A 15,419-nucleotide genomic window follows, 5' to 3' on the forward strand; every position below is an offset into this window, starting at 1 on the left:
GGGGCCAGCGCACGGAGAAACCCATGATCATCGGCCTCGGCAACGATCTCTGCAACATCACCCGCATAGAGGCCTCGCTGGACCGCTTCGGCGACCGGTTCATCGCCCGCATCTTCACCGAAACCGAACAGGCCAAGGCCGACCGCCGCCCCCTCACCCGCGCCGCCACCTTCGCCAAGCGCTTCGCCGCCAAGGAAGCCTGTGCCAAGGCGCTGGGCACCGGCATCCGCCGCGGCGTCTTCTTCCGCGACATGGGCGTGGTGAACCTCCCCTCCGGCCAGCCCACGCTCCACCTCACCGGCGGCGCCGCCGCGCGGCTTGCGCAAATCACGCCCGCGGGGCATGTCGCCACCATCCACCTGACGATAACCGACGACCACCCCTGGGCGCAGGCGATCGTGATCATCACCGCGAGGCCCGAATGACCGCAGCCGTCAAGAAACCCTTCAGCTGGAGCCACGAGGTCCGCCAATGGGCCTGGCTCATCCTGATCGTGCTCGGCATCCACAGCTTCATCGCCAAGCCCTTCTTCATCCCGTCCGAATCGATGGTCGATACCCTGCTCGTCGGCGACCGCCTCGTCGTCAGCAAATTCCCCTACGGCTTCAGCTACATGTCCCCCTCGATCCCGCTCGTGGTGCAACCCATCCTGCCCAAGATGCAGGGCCGCATCTTCGGCAGCCTGCCGCGCCGCGGCGACGTCGTCGTGATCAAGTCGCCCAGCGATGGCAACGACTGGATCAAGCGCGTCATCGGCCTCCCCGGCGACACGGTGGAGATGGTCAACGGCCGCCTCATCCTCAACGGCAAGCCCGTCCCCACCACCCGCGTCGCCGATTCCATCGTCGTCGCCAGCCCGAACAGCGACTGCGCGCTCAACGGCTTTCCACAATACCGCACCACCGCCGCGGACGGCACCGGCATCTGCAAATATCCCCGCTTCCAGGAAGTCTTTCCCGACGGTCGCCGCCACAACGTCATCGACCTGATGGACGGCCCCTATGACAACTGGGGGCCGGCGACCGTCCCCGAGGGCGCCGTCTTCCTGATGGGCGACAACCGCGACAATTCCAAGGACAGCCGCGTCCCCGTGGAGGAAGGCGGCCTCGGCATGGTCCCGATCGAGAATATCGTCGGCCGCGCCGAATTCACCACTTTCAGCCTCGACGGCAGCACCACCCTCAACCCCCTCACCTGGTGGACCAGCCTCCGCGGCGACCGCGCCTTCCGCAACCTGCAACCCGACTGACCCTTCCCTTATCGCAACACGATTCAAGCCATCCCTCAAGAAACGGAGGATTCGCCACCAGCGGGAGCATCACGGCCTCCCTCGAACCGCCTGCCGGTCGGCGAAGCCACCCGCACGCCGGCCAGGCCTGCGGCGGATCTGAAAATGGCCCCGCGCTGCCTTCAGCCGCCCACGGCCAGCCGGAACCGCGCCCCGCCCCCCGGCGCCCGCAACACTGCCAGGCCGCCGTCATGCGCCAGCGCGATCTGCCGCGCCAGGCTCAAGCCCACCCCGGTGCCGCCCGCCTTCGTCGTGAAGAAGGGCAGGAACACGTCCCCCGCCGCGTCGGCCGCCACCCCTGGCCCATTGTCGTCCACATCGATCCACACCCGCCCCGCCGCCGCTTCCGCGCGCAGCGCCACCGCCGGCACCGCCGCATGTCCCCGGGCCGCCTCCGCGGCATTCTTCAGCAGGTTGATCAGCGCCTGCATCAGCAAATCCGGATCCGCTTCCATCCGCAAGCCATTCGCCTCCACCGTCAACGCCACGCCTAACGCCGCCGGCTCCGCCGCGAACAGCCGCGCCAGCTCGGCGAACAGCGGCTCCAGCACCACCGGCTGCGCCACGACCTGCGGAAACCGCGTCAACTGCCGGTAACTGCGCACGAACCGCATCACGCCCTCGGCCCGCGCCGCCAGCGTCTCCACCGCCTCCCGCGCATCCCCCACGCGCGGGTCGTCCCCCTCCACCTCCGCCATCAACCCCGCCGCGCTCGCCGCCAGCGACGTCACCGGGGTCATGCTGTTCATGATTTCATGCGTCAGCACCCGCACCAGGTCCGCCTGCGCGCTCAACTCGGCGCGGTTCAACTCACGCTGGATCGATTCCACCGCCACCACCCGCACCGCGCCCCGCGTTCCCGACCGCACCACGGCCACCGACATCAGCATTGCCACTTGCACCCCGTCCACCAGCAGAGGCACCTCCCGCCGCGCCCCCGCCGGCGCTTCGCTCAGGAACGCGCGGAACGCGCCGCCATAGACGCCATAGTCCGCCAGCCGCGTCCCCATCCCCACCCCGAACCGCCGCCGCGCCGCCTTGTTCAGCAATGCCACCTCGCCCGCCTCGCTCACCGAGAGCAGCGCCACCGGCGCATCCTCCACCAGCGCCGCCAGGAACCGCGCCTCATCCTCCCCTTGCCGACGCTCCGCCCGCAACCGCGCCACCGCGGCATCCATGCTCGCCGCCAGCGCATCGAACCCGCTGTCCCCGGGTTGCGCAGCAAAATGTTGCGTCAGGTCGCCGTGCCGCAGCGCCTCGATGAAGCGTGCCAGTTGCGCGTTCGTCCGGCTGACATGGCGCCAGATCGATACCCCCACCGCCACCACCAGCAACGCCGCCACCAGCGTCGCCGCCCGCAGGTCGGCCCGCCCCCAGGCCGCGATCAACAACCCCATCGCCGGCAGCAGCAGCAACAGCCGCAGCAGCAGCTGCACGTCGAACCGCCGCCACCAGCCCCTCACAACCCGTGCTTTTCCATGCGGCGATACAGCGACGCCCGCGTCAGCCCCAACTCGCCCGCCGCCAGCGAGATGTTGTAGCCATGCTTCTTCAGCGCCGCCTCGATCATCCGCCGCTCCGCCCGGTCCAGGTTCAGATCCCCCTCGGCCACCGGCGCCACCGGCGCCCGCGCCACCGCCGCTGCCAGCGCAAAATCGGACAGCGCAAAGGCGTCCCCCGTCGCCAGGATCACCGCCCGCTCCGCCACATGCCGCAGTTCGCGCACATTGCCCGGCCAGTCATGCGCGCACAGCGCCGCCAGCACATCCGCCGGCAGCGGCCGCTCCGCCCGCCCATATTTGCGCGCGAACAGCGGCAGATAATGCGCCAGCAACCCCGGCACATCCTCGCGTCTTGCCCGCAAGGGCGGCACTTGAATCGTCACCGTGTTCAACCGGAACAGCAGGTCGGGGCGGAAACGGGCCTCGTCGTTCAGCGCCGCCTGTCCGGCATTGGTCGCCGCCACCACCCGCACATCGATCGCCACCGCCCGGTTGCTCCCCACCGGCGTTACCTGCCGCTGCTCCAGCGCGGTCAGCAGCTTGGGTTGCAGGTGCAGCGGCAGGTTGCCGATCTCGTCCAGGAACAGCGTGCCGCCATCCGCCGCCTGCAACCGGCCGATCCGGTCCGCCTTGGCATCGGTGAACGCCCCCTTCAGATGGCCGAACAGCTCGCTGTCGAACAGGCTCTCCGCCACCGCCCCCAGGTCGACCGACACCAGCGCCCGCGCCGCCCGCCCCGATCGCGCATGGATCTCCCGCGCCACCAGCTCCTTGCCCGTGCCATTCTCCCCCAGGATCAGCACATTGGCATCGGTCGGCGCCGCCCGCTCGATCAGGGAGAGCACTTCCCGCATCGCCGCCGAATGTCCCAGCAGCGGCGTTTCCCGCGCTGGCGCCGCCGCCACCGCGGTGCGCTGCCGCTCGGTCGCCGCCTCCCGCCGGCTCGCCCCCAGCGCCGCCGCGGTCTTCACGCTCGCCACCAGCCGCTCATTCACCCAGGGCTTGCTGACGAAATCCGTCGCCCCGCGCTTCATCGCCTCCACCGCGATGTTCACCCCGCCATGGGCGGTGATCACCAGCACCACCGCCTCGGGCGCCGCCGCCTTCAGCGCCTCCAGCGCGCGGAATCCCTCCTGCCCGCTGGTGCTGCCGCGCGAATAGTTCATGTCCAGCAGCACCACGTCCGGCCGATGCCGCGCGTAAAGCGCCGGCAGCCCGTCCGCGCTCTCCGCCGTCACGATCTCCGACGCATGCGCGCGCAGCGCCAGCCGCGCCGACAACAGCACATCCCGGTCGTCATCCACAATCAGCAGGCTCGGCCGCGTCTCCAACCACCCCTCCCACTGTCCGGAAACGGACATCACCACTGTTCGATAGCGGACACCGGTCGCTGCGTCCATCCACCACTGGATCCATTTTTACCAATGATATCAACGGTCATGCCACCTGGCACGCCCCCTGCATCACCATTGGCATCAGGGCACCTCCCCACCCTGACGATTGAAAGGAGCATCCCATGTCCACCCCCCTCCCCCGCACGCTCATCAGCGCCACGTTGGCGCTCGCCGCCACCGGCCTCACCCTGATCGCCACTGCCGGGCCGGTGAGTGCCGCCAGCATCGCCCCCAGCATCAATGTCCGCACCGGTGACCTCAACCTTGCCTCGCCCGCCGGTCAGGCCACCCTCCACAACCGGCTGCGCCAGGCCGCCCGCAGCCTGTGCGACGTCAACGGCCCCGCCCCGGTCGCACAGCGCCAGGCCGCCGCCCGCTGCGCGCGCGAAACCCTCGCCGGGCTCGCTCCCCAGGTTCAGGCGCGCATTGAGGCCGCCACAAAGACCCAGCTCGTGTCCGCCACATCCAGTCCGGCGGCATGAGCGCATTCCGGAAAAGTGTGACGCGGTTTTCCGATCAGAATGCGCGATCACAAAATCCAGGCGGTCATTATCTGTCCAGCCGAATGACGACCTGCTGACTGGCTGCGGCGTGCAACGAATCCCCCTCTCGCCCGCACGTCGCAGCCTCCTTTCTTCCCCAGGAACCCGCATGATGGCCGTCCTGAAGCTCGAACGTCCCGCCCCGCCGCCGCCCGGCATAGACCGCGTCATCACCCCCCGCCGCTTCTCCCGCCGCCTGCGCATCGCCGCTCTCGCCGCGGCCGCCCTCCTCGCCGTCGCCGCCGCCGCGCTCTTCATCAACCGCAGCAGCAACAGCATCACCCTCCCCCTCAGCCGGGTCAGCATCGCCCCCGTCACCGCCGGCACCTTCGACGACTATATCCCCCTGCGCGCCCGCGTGACTCCCTCACTCACCGTCTATCTCGACGCCGTCGAAGGCGGTCGCATCGACCGGCTGCTGGTGGAGGACGGCGCCACCGTGAAACGCGGCCAGCCGCTCGCCATCCTCTCCAACGCCACGCTGCAACTCGATGTCATCGCGCGGGAGGCCGACGTCAGCCAGCAGCTCAACAACCTGCGCACCCAGGAACTGGCGCTGGAACGCAGCCGCCTGGAAAACCGCCGCAACCTTTCCGAAGTGGACTGGCAGGCCCGCAAGCTCGCCCGCCAGCTCGAACGCGACCGGGCGCTGGCCGCGCAGGGCTGGGTGTCGAAAAAGGCACTCGCGGACAGCCAGGACGAATATGACTATTACACCCGCCGCCGCACCCTCACGCTGGAAAGCCTGGCCACCGAGGAACGGCTGCAGGGCAGCCAGCTCGCCCAGCTTCGCACCTCCGGCGCGCAGCTGCTCGCCAACCTCCGCCTTGCGCGCGCCAGCCTCGATGCGCTCACCATCCGCGCCCCTGTCGATGGCCTGCTCAGCGGCTTCTCCATCCAGGTCGGCCAGAGCCTCGACCGCGGCGAGCGCCTGGGCCAGGTGGACAGCGCCGGCCGCCACAAACTCGTCGCCGACATCGACGAATATTGGCTCGGCCGGGTCCAGGTCGGCCAGCCGGTGACGCTCGACGACGGCACCCGCCTCGCCGTCGCCAAACTCTACCCGCAGGTGAAGAACGGCAGCTTCACCGCCGACCTCCGCTTCACCGGCGCCGAACCCGCCCGCCTGCAACGCGGCCAGACGCTGCCCGCCCGCCTGACGCTGGGCGACCCCAGCCGCGCGCTGCTGCTCCCCGCCGGCGCCTTCCTCACCGACGGCAACGGCAGCTTCGCCTTCGTGCTGGACAGCGCCGACAGCGCCGTCCGCCGCCCCATCCGCCTCGGCCGCCGCAATGCCGATCAGGTGGAGGTGCTGGGCGGCCTCGCCCCCGGTGACCGCGTCATCGTCTCCGCCTACACCGGTTTCGCGGACAAGGACCGGATCTCGCTCGAAAAGGACCAATGATGCTGACGCTCGACCGCCTCACCAAAAGCTACCGCACCGACACCATCGAGACGACCGCGCTCAACGCCATCGACCTCCACATCGCAAAGGGCGAATTCGTCGCCATCATGGGGCCGTCCGGCTGCGGCAAGTCCACGCTCCTGAACATCATCGGCCTGCTCGATCGCGCCACCGCCGGCCACTACCGGTTCGAAGGCACCGAAACCACCGCGCTCTCCGAAGCGGCGCTCACCGACCTCAGGAAACGCCGCATCGGCTTCATCTTCCAGAGCTTCAACCTGATCGACGAGCTGACCGTGCGCGAGAATGTCGAACTCGCGCTGCTCTACCACGCCATTCCCTCGGCCGAGCGCCGCACCCGCGTCGATGCCGTGCTCGACCGTGTCGGCATCGCCCACCGCGCCCGCCACCGCCCCAGCCAGCTCTCCGGCGGCCAGCAGCAGCGCGTCGCCGTCGCCCGCGCGCTGGTCGCCAGCCCGCCGCTGATCCTCGCCGACGAACCCACCGGCAACCTCGACACCGCGCATGGCGAGGAAGTGATGCGCATGCTCCGCAGCCTCAACCAGGAAGGTTCCACCATCGTCATGGTCACCCACTCCCCCGCCCACGCCGATTACGCCGGCCGCGTCGTCAACATGCTCGACGGCCGCATCCTCACCGAACGCCAGCGCGCCGCTTAACCCCTCTCCCGCTTGTCCGGGGTCCCCATGAACTTGTTCATGGGGCGGCTCGGGAGAGGCGAGTCGCGCGCCAGCGCGCCGGGTGAGGGTGATCCCCAACCCAACGCCAGCAGACCAAAGCAAGGACCGACCAATGTTCCGCAACTACCTCACCGTCGGCATCCGGGCGCTGGCCGCCAACCCCACCTACGCCGCGCTCAACATCGTCGGCCTGGCGATCGGCATGGCGGCCTGCCTCATCCTCCTGCTCTTCGTCCGCTACGAGATCAGCTTCGACCGCTGGCTCCCCGGCCACGAAAACGCCTATCAGGTGCAGACCATCTCGCTGCCGCGCGATTCCAGCCCCGGCGAGGCGATGCAGATGTCCGCCTATGTCGTCGGCCACAGCCTCGCCAAGGATTTCCCGCAGATCGAGGCGGTGTCCTACGCCGGTCTCGCCAACCCCGTCATCCTGCAGGACGGGAAGGCCAGCACAACCGTCCTGCTCGAGGTCGAGGCCCCCTTCCTCTCCATCATCCGCCTGCCGCTGCTGCATGGCGATCCGCCCACCGCGCTCCGCAACCCCAACACCATGCTGCTCAGCGAAGCCGAGGCGATCAGGCGCTTCGGCCGCAGCGACATCCTCGGCAAGACCCTCACCCTCGTCCGCTCCGGCAGGGAACGCGATTATCGCATCACCGGCGTCTATCGCGACATCCCGAAAAACAGCCACATCAAGACCGAGATGATCGTCCGCTTCAACCCGGACGACGTCGCCAGCCAGCCCGACCAGCTCACTCGTTACGGCTGGAACAGCGGCTACAACTATCTACGCCTGCGGCCCGGCACCGACATCGCCGCCATTCACGCCGCCATGCCCGCCTGGGAAAAGCGCAACATCCCCGACGACAATTTCGGCACCGTCCGCACCAACGAGGGCGACCTGCAGGACTGGCGCCTCACCCCCATCGCCGACATCCACCTGGGGGAGGCACAGGCCGCCGCCATGACCCCCGGCAACGACCCGCGCACCATCGCCACCTTCGCCATCGTCGCGCTCCTCATCCTCGCCATGGCAGCGGTCAACTTCACCAACCTCGCCACCGCCCGCGCCGGGCAGCGCGCCCGCGAAGTCGCGCTCAGGAAGGTGCTCGGCGCCAGCCGCGGGCAGTTGATCGCGCAGTTCCTCGGCGAATCCATCCTCATCGCCACGCTGGCCATGCTGCTCGGCCTGGCGCTCGCCGAGCTGCTGCTGCCGCTGATCGCCGATTTCCTGAAGGCCGACCTGACCCTCAGCTATCTCGGCCCGGACGGCATCGCGCTCCCCATCCTCGTCCTCATCCTCCTCGTCGGCGTCGCCGGCGGCCTCTACCCCGCCCTCATCCTGTCCCGCTTCGCGCCCGCCGCCACGCTGAAGGCGAACCGCAGCGCCTCCGGTCCCGAAGGCTCGGGCCGCCTGCGCCAGGCGCTCGTCGTGGCGCAATTCGCCGTCGGCATCGGCCTTGTCATATGCACCGGCGTCATCGCCGCCCAGACCTGGCACGCCCGCAGCCTCGACCCCGGCTACAACCGCGGCGGGCTGCTCCAGGTCGATGGCATGGCACGCAAGCAGATCGAGCCCGTCGCCGAAACCCTGGTCAACGCCGTCGCCGCCATCCCCGGCGTGCAGGGTGTCGGCCGCACCATGATCGGCGTCGATACCGGCAGCAAGATCAACACGTCCGTGCAGGTCCCCGGTCGCGCCGAACCGATCATGATCGGCAGCTACGGCGTCGACACCGGCTTCTTCCGCACCATGGGCATCCGCCTCATCGCAGGCCGCGGCTTCGACCCGAACAACGCAAGGGACGATGTCCAGACCCCCACGCCCGAAGTGCCGGCCCTGGAGCAGGCGCTCGCCGCGCGCGGCGCCAATGTCGTCGTCAACGCGCTGGCGGCGCAGCGCCTCGGCTTCGCCACGCCGGCCGCCGCCATCGGCAAGACCGTGAAACTGGCGCTGGTCCGCGACATCTACGGCCCTGTCGCCGTCACCATCGTCGGCGTCGTGGATGACGTCCGCTACCGCTCGATCCGCGAGCCGCTGGAGCCGATCATCTTCACCTACAACCGCGGCTTCATCAGCACCATGGTGGTCCGCGTCGATGCCGCCCGCGCCGCCCAGGTCCGCGACCGTATCGAAAGGGTCTGGCGCCGCTACGCCCCCAATGTCCCGTTCGAGGCGAAATTCGCCGACGACATCGTCTTCGACCTGTACAAGGCCGAGCAGGCCCGCGCCACCATCTTCGCCGCCTTCGCCGGCCTCGCCATCATCGTCGCCTGCCTCGGCCTGTTCGGCCTCGCCGCCTTCACCGCCGAGCGCCGCACGAAGGAAATCGGCATCCGCAAGGTGCTCGGCGCCCGCGACCGCGACATCGTCCGCCTGCTGGTCTGGCAGTTCAGCCGGCCCGTCCTCCTCGCCAACCTCCTCGCCTGGCCCGTCGCCTGGTGGCTGATGCGCGGCTGGCTGGACAGCTTCAACGACCGCATCCCCCTGGGCCCGCACTGGTTCCTCGGCGCCGGGCTGCTCGCCGCCCTCATCGCCGCCGCCACCATCATCACCCACGCCCTGAAGGTCGCCCGCGCCAGCCCGATCAATGCCCTTCGGTACGAGTAAGGCTGGACAATCGGGGCGTCATGATATATTAGTGAATATCACTAGAAAGCTGCTCCATGGACATCGCCATCACCGCCACCGACGCCAACCAGCGCTTTTCCGAGGTGCTGCGCGACATTCAGGCCGGCGAGACCTTCATCGTCACCTCCCATGGTCGCCCGGTCGCCCGCCTCCTGCCCATCGACCATGGCCAGAACCAGACGGCCGCCATTGACCTGCTGCTCGATCACCTCAATACCCTGCCCCCTCGCACCCTTCCCGGCTGGCAGCGAGACGAGCTTTACACGTGATCCGTCTTGCCTTCGACACCAACATCCTTGCCTATCTGAGCGGCGTGAACCGCCATCCCGACGATCTCGACAAGATCGCTGAAAGCCGCCGCCTTCTCGCCGCCCTGCGTGGTCGCGCCACGCTCGTTGCACCCGCCCAGGCGCTTGCGGAGCTGTTCGTGGTTCTCACCCGCGCCGGCGCCTCCCGGGCCGAGACGCGTGAAACAATTCTCCACATCCGCTCTGGCTTTGCGCCCGCCGATACCACCAGCGCCACCCTCGATTCAGCGCTCGACTGCGCGGCCGCCCACAAGCTGCAACTGTGGGATGCGATCATCCTGACCGCCGCCGCCGAAAGCGGCGCCGTGCTGCTGCTGTCGGAGGACATGCAGTCCGGCTTCCAGTGGCGAGGAACCACCGTCGTCAATCCGCTGGCCGCCAGGCCCGACCGCCGTCTCGCCGCTCTCTTCGCCTGATGCTTCTGACACTTTGACTCGCGCCGCCGCCGCGCCCACATAGGCGCCATGGCCGCGCCCGCCTCCCGCCCGTTGATCGACGGCTTCGGCCGCCGCATCAGCTATGTCCGCCTCTCCGTCACCGACCGCTGCGACTTCCGCTGCACCTACTGCATGCCGTCGGACATGACCTTCCTGCCCAAGGCCGACATCCTGACGCTCGAGGAGCTGGCGCTCGTCGCCGAGGCCTTCATCGCCCGCGGCGTCACCCGCCTGCGCCTCACCGGCGGGGAGCCCCTCGTCCGCCGCGACATGCTCGACCTCGTCCAGCGCCTCGGCCGGCATGTGGGGAGCGGCCTCGACGAACTCACCCTCACCACCAACGGCAGCCAGCTCGCCCGCTTCGCCGAACCCCTGTTCCGGGCCGGCGTCCGCCGCGTCAACGTCAGCCTCGACACGCTCGACCCCGCCCGCTTCACCGCCATCACCCGCCGCGGGCAGCTCGCCCCCGTCCTCGACGGCATCGCCGCGGCGAAAGCCGCCGGCCTCGCCGTCAAGATCAACATGGTCGCCCTCAAAGGCCTGAACGAGGACGAGATCGAAGCCATGCTCGCCTGGTGCGCCCGCGAAGGCCACGCCCTCACCCTCATCGAAACCATGCCGCTCGGCCAAATCGAGGAAGACCGCACCGACCGCTACCTGCCGCTCTCCGAAATCCGCCGCCGCCTCGAAACCCGCTTCACCCTCACGCCGCTGACGCAGCGCACCGGCGGCCCCGCCCGCTACCTGCGCATCGAGGAGACCGGCCAGACGCTCGGCCTCATCACCCCCCTCACCCACAATTTCTGCGAAAGCTGCAACCGCGTCCGCGTCACCGCCACCGGCACGCTCTTCATGTGCCTGGGGCAGGAAGACCGCCTCGACCTGCGCGACCTGCTCCGCCAACACGGCCCCGCCGCGCTCGACGCCGCGCTCGACCGCGCCATGCAGCTGAAACCCAAAGGCCACGACTTCGTCATCGAACGCCGCGAAGCCGCCCCCGCCGTCGCCCGCCACATGAGCATGACCGGAGGCTGAGCGCTTGAAGATCGGCCTGATGGTCTCCCCCACCCCCGCCGCGCGCGAGGCCGAGGCCGAACTCCGCCCCCTCATCGACTTCGTCGATCCCGCGCACGCCGACATCCTCGTCGCGCTCGGCGGCGACGGCTTCATGCTCGACGTCCTGCACCGCATGCTCAACGCGCAGCGCTCGGTCCCCGTCTTCGGCATGAACCGCGGCACCGTCGGCTTCATGATGAACGCCTGGGCGCCCGACGGCCTCGCCGAACGCCTCGCCGCCGCCCGCGCCTTCACGCTCAACCCGCTGCTCATGACCGCGCACAGCATCGAGGGCGAAACCGTCACCAGCCCCGCCATCAACGAGGTCAGCCTGCTGCGCGAAACCCGCCAGGTCGCCAAGATCGAGATCGCCATCGATGGCCGCGTCCGCCTCTCCGAGCTCGCCTGCGACGGTGTCCTCGTCGCCACGCCGGCCGGCAGCACCGCCTACAACCTCAGCGCCCACGGTCCCATCCTGCCGCTCGGCAGCGACCTGCTCGCGCTCACCCCGATCAGCCCCTTCCGCCCCCGCCGCTGGCGCGGCGCCCTGATCCCGAACGACAGCAGCGTCACCTTCCGCGTGCTCGACCCCGAAAAGCGCCCCGTCAGCGCCGTCGCCGACCAGGTCGAGGTGCGCAATGTCGACAGCGTCACCGTGACCACCGACAAGAGCCGCACGCTGACCATGCTGTTCGATCCCGAATATGCGCTGGACGACCGCATCCTGATGGAACAATTTCTGAGCTAGAGCGCATCGCGGAAAAGTGGCACCCGGTTTTCCGCAACCGATGCGCGACCACAAAAGACAGGGGAGAGACCGATGCCGTTCATCCGAGACGATGTGCAGAAACTGCTCGCCATGCTCGCCGCCACGCCCGGCCCGCAGATGCACGAGGTCGATCCGGCGACCGCGCGCCAGATGTATCAGATGATGGGCCAGCTCGCCGAACGCCCGGCCAACCCTGCCGTCACCCAGACCGACCTTGCCATCCCCGGCCCCGCCGGCGCGCTGAAGGCCCGGCGCTATGCCCCGCCGTCGCCCGAACCCGGCCGCGTGCTGCTCTTCTTCCACGGCGGCGGCTGGGTCATCGGCGACCTTGAAACCCACAACAGCCTCTGCTCCGAAATCGCCGCGCTTGCCGGCATGACGGTGGTCGCCACCGATTACCGCCTCGCCCCCGAAACCCGCTTCCCCGGCGCCGTTCAGGACTGCCTCGCCACGGTGCGCTGGGCGGCGTCCTCCCCGCCCGAACTCGGCAGTGTGACCGGCATCATCCTCGCCGGCGACAGCGCCGGCGGCAACCTCAGCGCCGTCTGCGCCCGCGCGCTCCGCCGCGAAGCCCCCATCGTCGCGCAATGGCTGATCTACCCCGGCGTCGACATGACCGACGCCACCGGCTCCATGACCGAGTTTGCCGAGGGCTACCTCCTCACCGCCGCCGGCATGGCCTGGTTCGGCGACCATTATGCCGCCGATGTCGACCACGAACATGCCAGCCCGCTCCATTCGGCCGACTGGGACGCGCTGCCCCCCGCGCTGGTCTTCACCTGCGGCCTCGACCCGCTGCGCGACCAGGGCCGCGCCTACGCCGCCAAACTCATCAGCACCGGCCACCGCGTGATTTTCCGCGAGGCCCCCGGGCAGGTGCACGGCAGCGCCCAGCTCCGCGGCGCCCTCCCCAGCGCCCAGGCCGACCTCGAAGGCCAGATCGCCGACCTGAAAGCCCTGCTGGCATGAGCGATGCCTACCGGCCTGGCGCTGACGTTGACGCCTCGGCCTATCGGCCCGGCGTTGGCATCATGCTCGTCAACGGCGAAGGCAAGATCTTCGTCGGCCAGCGCTTCGATTCGGTGGTGGAGGCGTGGCAGATGCCCCAGGGCGGCATCGACCCCGGCGAGGACCCCTGGACCGCCGCCCGGCGCGAGCTGGAGGAGGAAACCGGCGTCACCCCTGCCCATGTCGAAAAGATCGCCGAAACCGCCGGCTGGCTCAGCTACGACCTGCCGCCCGAGCTCCGCGCCGTGCTGTGGAAAGGCCGCTACATCGGCCAGCGCCAGAAATGGTTCGCCTGCCGCTTCACCGGCACCGACGCCGACATCGACATCGCCACCACGCACCCCGAGTTCAAGGCCTGGCGCTGGGCCGACCCCGACACCCTCCCCGACCTCATCGTCACCTTCAAACAGGATCTCTACAGGGCCCTGATCGCCGAACTCGGCCCCCATCTTACCCGGCCGACCCGCGCGCCCACACCATAAAACCGCGTTTCACGGATAAAACGGCCCCGGCGCCTCCCGCAGCGCCTCATAATGCACCAGCGCCGGCTCGCCCGCCAGCGGCACCGGCACCCCGTTACGGAACGCCCATTCCCCCCGGTCGCAATCCTCCGCCCGCACATAGCCGTTGATCACCAGCCGCCGCGCATGGCCCGACACATTGGTGCCCGAGGCATGCACCAGATAGGGGCTCCACAGCGCGACATCCCCCGGCTCCAGCAGCAGCTCCGCCGTATCCGCCGGGTCCAGCCCCACCGCCCGCAGCGCCTCGTCGCTCACCGCCTGCCCCAGCACCTCGCCGTCGATCCTCATCGCCAGGTCGCCGTGACGATGGCTCCCCCGCACCACCCGCAGGCATCCTGATTCGGCGGTGTGCGGATCGACCGCCAGCCCGGTCTGCACATAGCTTGTCGCCAGGTTGCGATAGGCCCATGCCGGCCGCCGGCTGCGGCTGTCCTGGTGCCAGGCGAAATCGCCGCCGGTCCCCACGCCCCGCGCCTTCCAGTGCAGCTGGTGGATGATCTGCTTCAGGTCGCGCCCGATCAGGGGTTGCAGCAGCTCCACCCAGCGCGGATCGATGCGCAACGCCGCCATCGCCGCATTGTGATAGGCCGGCCACTGCACCATCCGCACGCGCGGCGCGCCATCGGGCGGCGTGCCCGGCAGGACATTGTAGAACAGGTTGCCATGGCGATAGCTGCGGCCATGCGCCATTCCCTCCGCATGGATCGCGTCCATCGCCGCGCCGATCGCCGCTACCTCAGCCATCGAAAACAGGCCGCGCACGATGGCATAACCATCCCGCCGGAACGCCTCCACCATCGCCACCGTGTTTTTCTCTTGCTTTTTCATCCAGGATTTATTACCATAAAGGTTAACAAGCGACCCTCTCCCACAACCACTATACGCCAGTGATGACAAAAAGACGGCAAAAATCGCTAAGCCCTTGATTCAGGCTGTCACTTTTTGCGACAAACTTTCCAGATTTCCTGCCCGCAACAAACCAACAGCCTCACCCACCCCCCGTCACCCCGGGCTCGACCCGGGGCCCCTCACACTATCGGCTCAATCGCTAAAGCCCCGCCCCCGCTTGCGGGGGAGGTGTCAGGCAAAGCCTGACGGAGGGGGCCAGCGCGCCCGAACCAACCCCGAACCATCGCCCCTGCGCGGCCAAGCCGCGCGAACTCGGACCGGGGTCGAGGCGGAGAGTGTGAGAAGAACAAAAGAAAGAAAGAACAAAAAAGCGGGCAAAGCCCGCTTGTCGGACGTGTCGGTTGGCCACCGGCCAACCGCACGCCGGCCAGGCCTGCGGCGAGTCTGGAAATAGCGCTTTGCGCTATTTCCAGCCGCCTTGGCCTTACGCCGCTTTCTTCACCATGTCCGCTTCCATCCCGCGCCAATCCCGGCTCACCAGCTTTTCCTCGATCGCCGTCCGCGTCTCCAGCACACCCCCGCGGATCCAATGCCACGTCCGGCAGCGCTTCTTGCCATCATCGCTCAGCTGGATCATCTCATACAGATACAGCTCCGGGTCCCCCGTCCGCTGCCAGTACAGCACCGTCGTCCGGTTGTTGGTGTCCAGCGTCATGTCGCTGGCCCAGCCCTTGATCAGGTCATTGTCCCACCAGATGCGCCCGTCGCGATACTCCGCCGGAAACTCCCGCACCTCGGTCCGCCCGTCCGCCCAGGTGTAATGATTGGTCTGGTGATAGGGAAACGGCCCCTCATCCGGAAAGCGGCAGAACAGCCGGCTCGTGTGCTCGTCCACCAGCTTCCCCTCGGCATTGTAATAGCGATAGGTGCCGTCCCACACCCCTTCATGCCGCGCCAGCGTCGGCAAATCTTCCTTGATACCCATGACTGTGCTCCTCCTGTCT

16 protein-coding genes are annotated in these 15,419 nt (G+C 68.7%); 12 read left to right on the forward strand and 4 right to left on the reverse strand.

All coding sequences use genetic code 11. From position 1 onward, the window contains the following. The first annotated feature begins 23 nt into the window (after positions 1–23). The gene (gene acpS, locus H3309_RS09835; RefSeq protein ID WP_182294560.1) at positions 24–425 is read left to right on the forward strand and encodes a holo-ACP synthase; all 402 of its coding nucleotides are present in this window, start codon (positions 24–26) and stop codon (positions 423–425) included. After that, entirely contained in the window at positions 422–1,249 is an 828-nt protein-coding gene (gene lepB / locus H3309_RS09840) for a signal peptidase I (RefSeq protein ID WP_182294561.1), read from the forward strand. Before acpS ends, lepB begins: the two co-directional genes overlap by 4 nt. Before the next feature lie 161 nt (positions 1,250–1,410). Here the strand turns inward: lepB and H3309_RS17665 are convergent, their stop codons facing one another. Together H3309_RS17665 and H3309_RS09850 are read right to left on the reverse strand one after the other, a co-directional pair. Continuing rightward, positions 1,411–2,751 (reverse strand): sensor histidine kinase, encoded by a 1,341-nt coding sequence (locus H3309_RS17665; RefSeq protein WP_263457688.1) that lies wholly within the window; start codon positions 2,749–2,751, stop codon positions 1,411–1,413. Next, positions 2,748–4,151: a sigma-54-dependent transcriptional regulator gene (locus H3309_RS09850; protein ID WP_182298639.1), complete on the reverse strand. Its 1,404-nt coding sequence runs from the start codon at positions 4,149–4,151 to the stop codon at positions 2,748–2,750. The genes H3309_RS17665 and H3309_RS09850 overlap by 4 nt, the downstream gene beginning before the upstream one ends. Before the next feature lie 155 nt (positions 4,152–4,306). Between H3309_RS09850 and H3309_RS09855 the strand changes: the two genes are divergently transcribed. The 10 genes from H3309_RS09855 to H3309_RS09900 all read left to right on the forward strand — a co-directional run bounded on the left by H3309_RS09855 (position 4,307) and on the right by H3309_RS09900 (position 13,524). Next, positions 4,307–4,666, forward strand: coding sequence for a UrcA family protein (locus tag H3309_RS09855; RefSeq protein WP_182294562.1), 360 nt, complete (start codon positions 4,307–4,309; stop codon positions 4,664–4,666). A 169-nt stretch (positions 4,667–4,835) separates the two neighbouring features. After that, the gene (locus tag H3309_RS09860; RefSeq protein ID WP_243453682.1) at positions 4,836–6,131 is read left to right on the forward strand and encodes an efflux RND transporter periplasmic adaptor subunit; all 1,296 of its coding nucleotides are present in this window, start codon (positions 4,836–4,838) and stop codon (positions 6,129–6,131) included. Further along, entirely contained in the window at positions 6,131–6,811 is a 681-nt protein-coding gene (locus H3309_RS09865; protein ID WP_182298643.1) for an ABC transporter ATP-binding protein, read from the forward strand. Before H3309_RS09860 ends, H3309_RS09865 begins: the two co-directional genes overlap by 1 nt. Before the next feature lie 133 nt (positions 6,812–6,944). Continuing rightward, complete coding sequence (locus tag H3309_RS09870; RefSeq protein ID WP_182294563.1) at positions 6,945–9,443, forward strand: ABC transporter permease; 2,499 nt, start codon at positions 6,945–6,947, stop codon at positions 9,441–9,443. 56 nt (positions 9,444–9,499) lie between these two features. Beyond that, entirely contained in the window at positions 9,500–9,733 is a 234-nt protein-coding gene (locus H3309_RS09875; protein WP_182294564.1) for a type II toxin-antitoxin system Phd/YefM family antitoxin, read from the forward strand. Next, positions 9,730–10,188: a PIN domain-containing protein gene (locus H3309_RS09880; protein WP_207791489.1), complete on the forward strand. Its 459-nt coding sequence runs from the start codon at positions 9,730–9,732 to the stop codon at positions 10,186–10,188. Before H3309_RS09875 ends, H3309_RS09880 begins: the two co-directional genes overlap by 4 nt. Before the next feature lie 48 nt (positions 10,189–10,236). Continuing rightward, the gene (moaA, locus tag H3309_RS09885; protein ID WP_182294565.1) at positions 10,237–11,244 is read left to right on the forward strand and encodes a GTP 3',8-cyclase MoaA; all 1,008 of its coding nucleotides are present in this window, start codon (positions 10,237–10,239) and stop codon (positions 11,242–11,244) included. Positions 11,245–11,263: 19 nt separating this feature from the next. Beyond that, positions 11,264–12,013 (forward strand): NAD kinase, encoded by a 750-nt coding sequence (locus H3309_RS09890; RefSeq protein WP_182298647.1) that lies wholly within the window; start codon positions 11,264–11,266, stop codon positions 12,011–12,013. Positions 12,014–12,085: 72 nt separating this feature from the next. Continuing rightward, positions 12,086–13,003 (forward strand): alpha/beta hydrolase, encoded by a 918-nt coding sequence (locus H3309_RS09895; protein WP_182294566.1) that lies wholly within the window; start codon positions 12,086–12,088, stop codon positions 13,001–13,003. Between the two features lie 62 nt (positions 13,004–13,065). Further along, a complete protein-coding gene (locus H3309_RS09900; protein WP_398398010.1) occupies positions 13,066–13,524 on the forward strand; it encodes an RNA pyrophosphohydrolase in 459 nt (152 codons plus the stop codon). A 9-nt stretch (positions 13,525–13,533) separates the two neighbouring features. On the opposite strand, the gene H3309_RS09905 is transcribed toward H3309_RS09900, so the two are convergent. Further along, positions 13,534–14,394 (reverse strand): phytanoyl-CoA dioxygenase family protein, encoded by an 861-nt coding sequence (locus H3309_RS09905; RefSeq protein ID WP_182294568.1) that lies wholly within the window; start codon positions 14,392–14,394, stop codon positions 13,534–13,536. A 505-nt stretch (positions 14,395–14,899) separates the two neighbouring features. Next, positions 14,900–15,400, reverse strand: coding sequence for a DUF3598 domain-containing protein (locus H3309_RS09910; RefSeq protein WP_182294569.1), 501 nt, complete (start codon positions 15,398–15,400; stop codon positions 14,900–14,902). Between the last annotated feature and the right edge of the window lie 19 nt (positions 15,401–15,419).

The organism is Sandaracinobacteroides saxicola, from assembly GCF_014117445.1.
GTDB lineage: Bacteria > Pseudomonadota > Alphaproteobacteria > Sphingomonadales > Sphingomonadaceae > Sandaracinobacteroides_A > Sandaracinobacteroides_A saxicola.

Bases quoted from the DNA above. Each gene is read 5' to 3' on its own strand.
- acpS (WP_182294560.1), top strand. From the start codon at position 24: ATGATCATCGGCCTCGGCAACGATCTCTGCAACATCACCCGCATAGAG.
- lepB (WP_182294561.1), top strand. From the start codon at position 422: ATGACCGCAGCCGTCAAGAAACCCTTCAGCTGGAGCCACGAGGTCCGC.
- H3309_RS09850 (WP_182298639.1), bottom strand. From the start codon at position 4,151: ATGTCCGTTTCCGGACAGTGGGAGGGGTGGTTGGAGACGCGGCCGAGC.
- H3309_RS09855 (WP_182294562.1), top strand. From the start codon at position 4,307: ATGTCCACCCCCCTCCCCCGCACGCTCATCAGCGCCACGTTGGCGCTC.
- H3309_RS09860 (WP_243453682.1), top strand. From the start codon at position 4,836: ATGATGGCCGTCCTGAAGCTCGAACGTCCCGCCCCGCCGCCGCCCGGC.
- H3309_RS09865 (WP_182298643.1), top strand. From the start codon at position 6,131: ATGCTGACGCTCGACCGCCTCACCAAAAGCTACCGCACCGACACCATC.
- H3309_RS09870 (WP_182294563.1), top strand. From the start codon at position 6,945: ATGTTCCGCAACTACCTCACCGTCGGCATCCGGGCGCTGGCCGCCAAC.
- H3309_RS09875 (WP_182294564.1), top strand. From the start codon at position 9,500: ATGGACATCGCCATCACCGCCACCGACGCCAACCAGCGCTTTTCCGAG.
- moaA (WP_182294565.1), top strand. From the start codon at position 10,237: ATGGCCGCGCCCGCCTCCCGCCCGTTGATCGACGGCTTCGGCCGCCGC.
- H3309_RS09890 (WP_182298647.1), top strand. From the start codon at position 11,264: ATGGTCTCCCCCACCCCCGCCGCGCGCGAGGCCGAGGCCGAACTCCGC.
- H3309_RS09895 (WP_182294566.1), top strand. From the start codon at position 12,086: ATGCCGTTCATCCGAGACGATGTGCAGAAACTGCTCGCCATGCTCGCC.
- H3309_RS09900 (WP_398398010.1), top strand. From the start codon at position 13,066: ATGCTCGTCAACGGCGAAGGCAAGATCTTCGTCGGCCAGCGCTTCGAT.
- H3309_RS09905 (WP_182294568.1), bottom strand. From the start codon at position 14,394: ATGAAAAAGCAAGAGAAAAACACGGTGGCGATGGTGGAGGCGTTCCGG.
- H3309_RS09910 (WP_182294569.1), bottom strand. From the start codon at position 15,400: ATGGGTATCAAGGAAGATTTGCCGACGCTGGCGCGGCATGAAGGGGTG.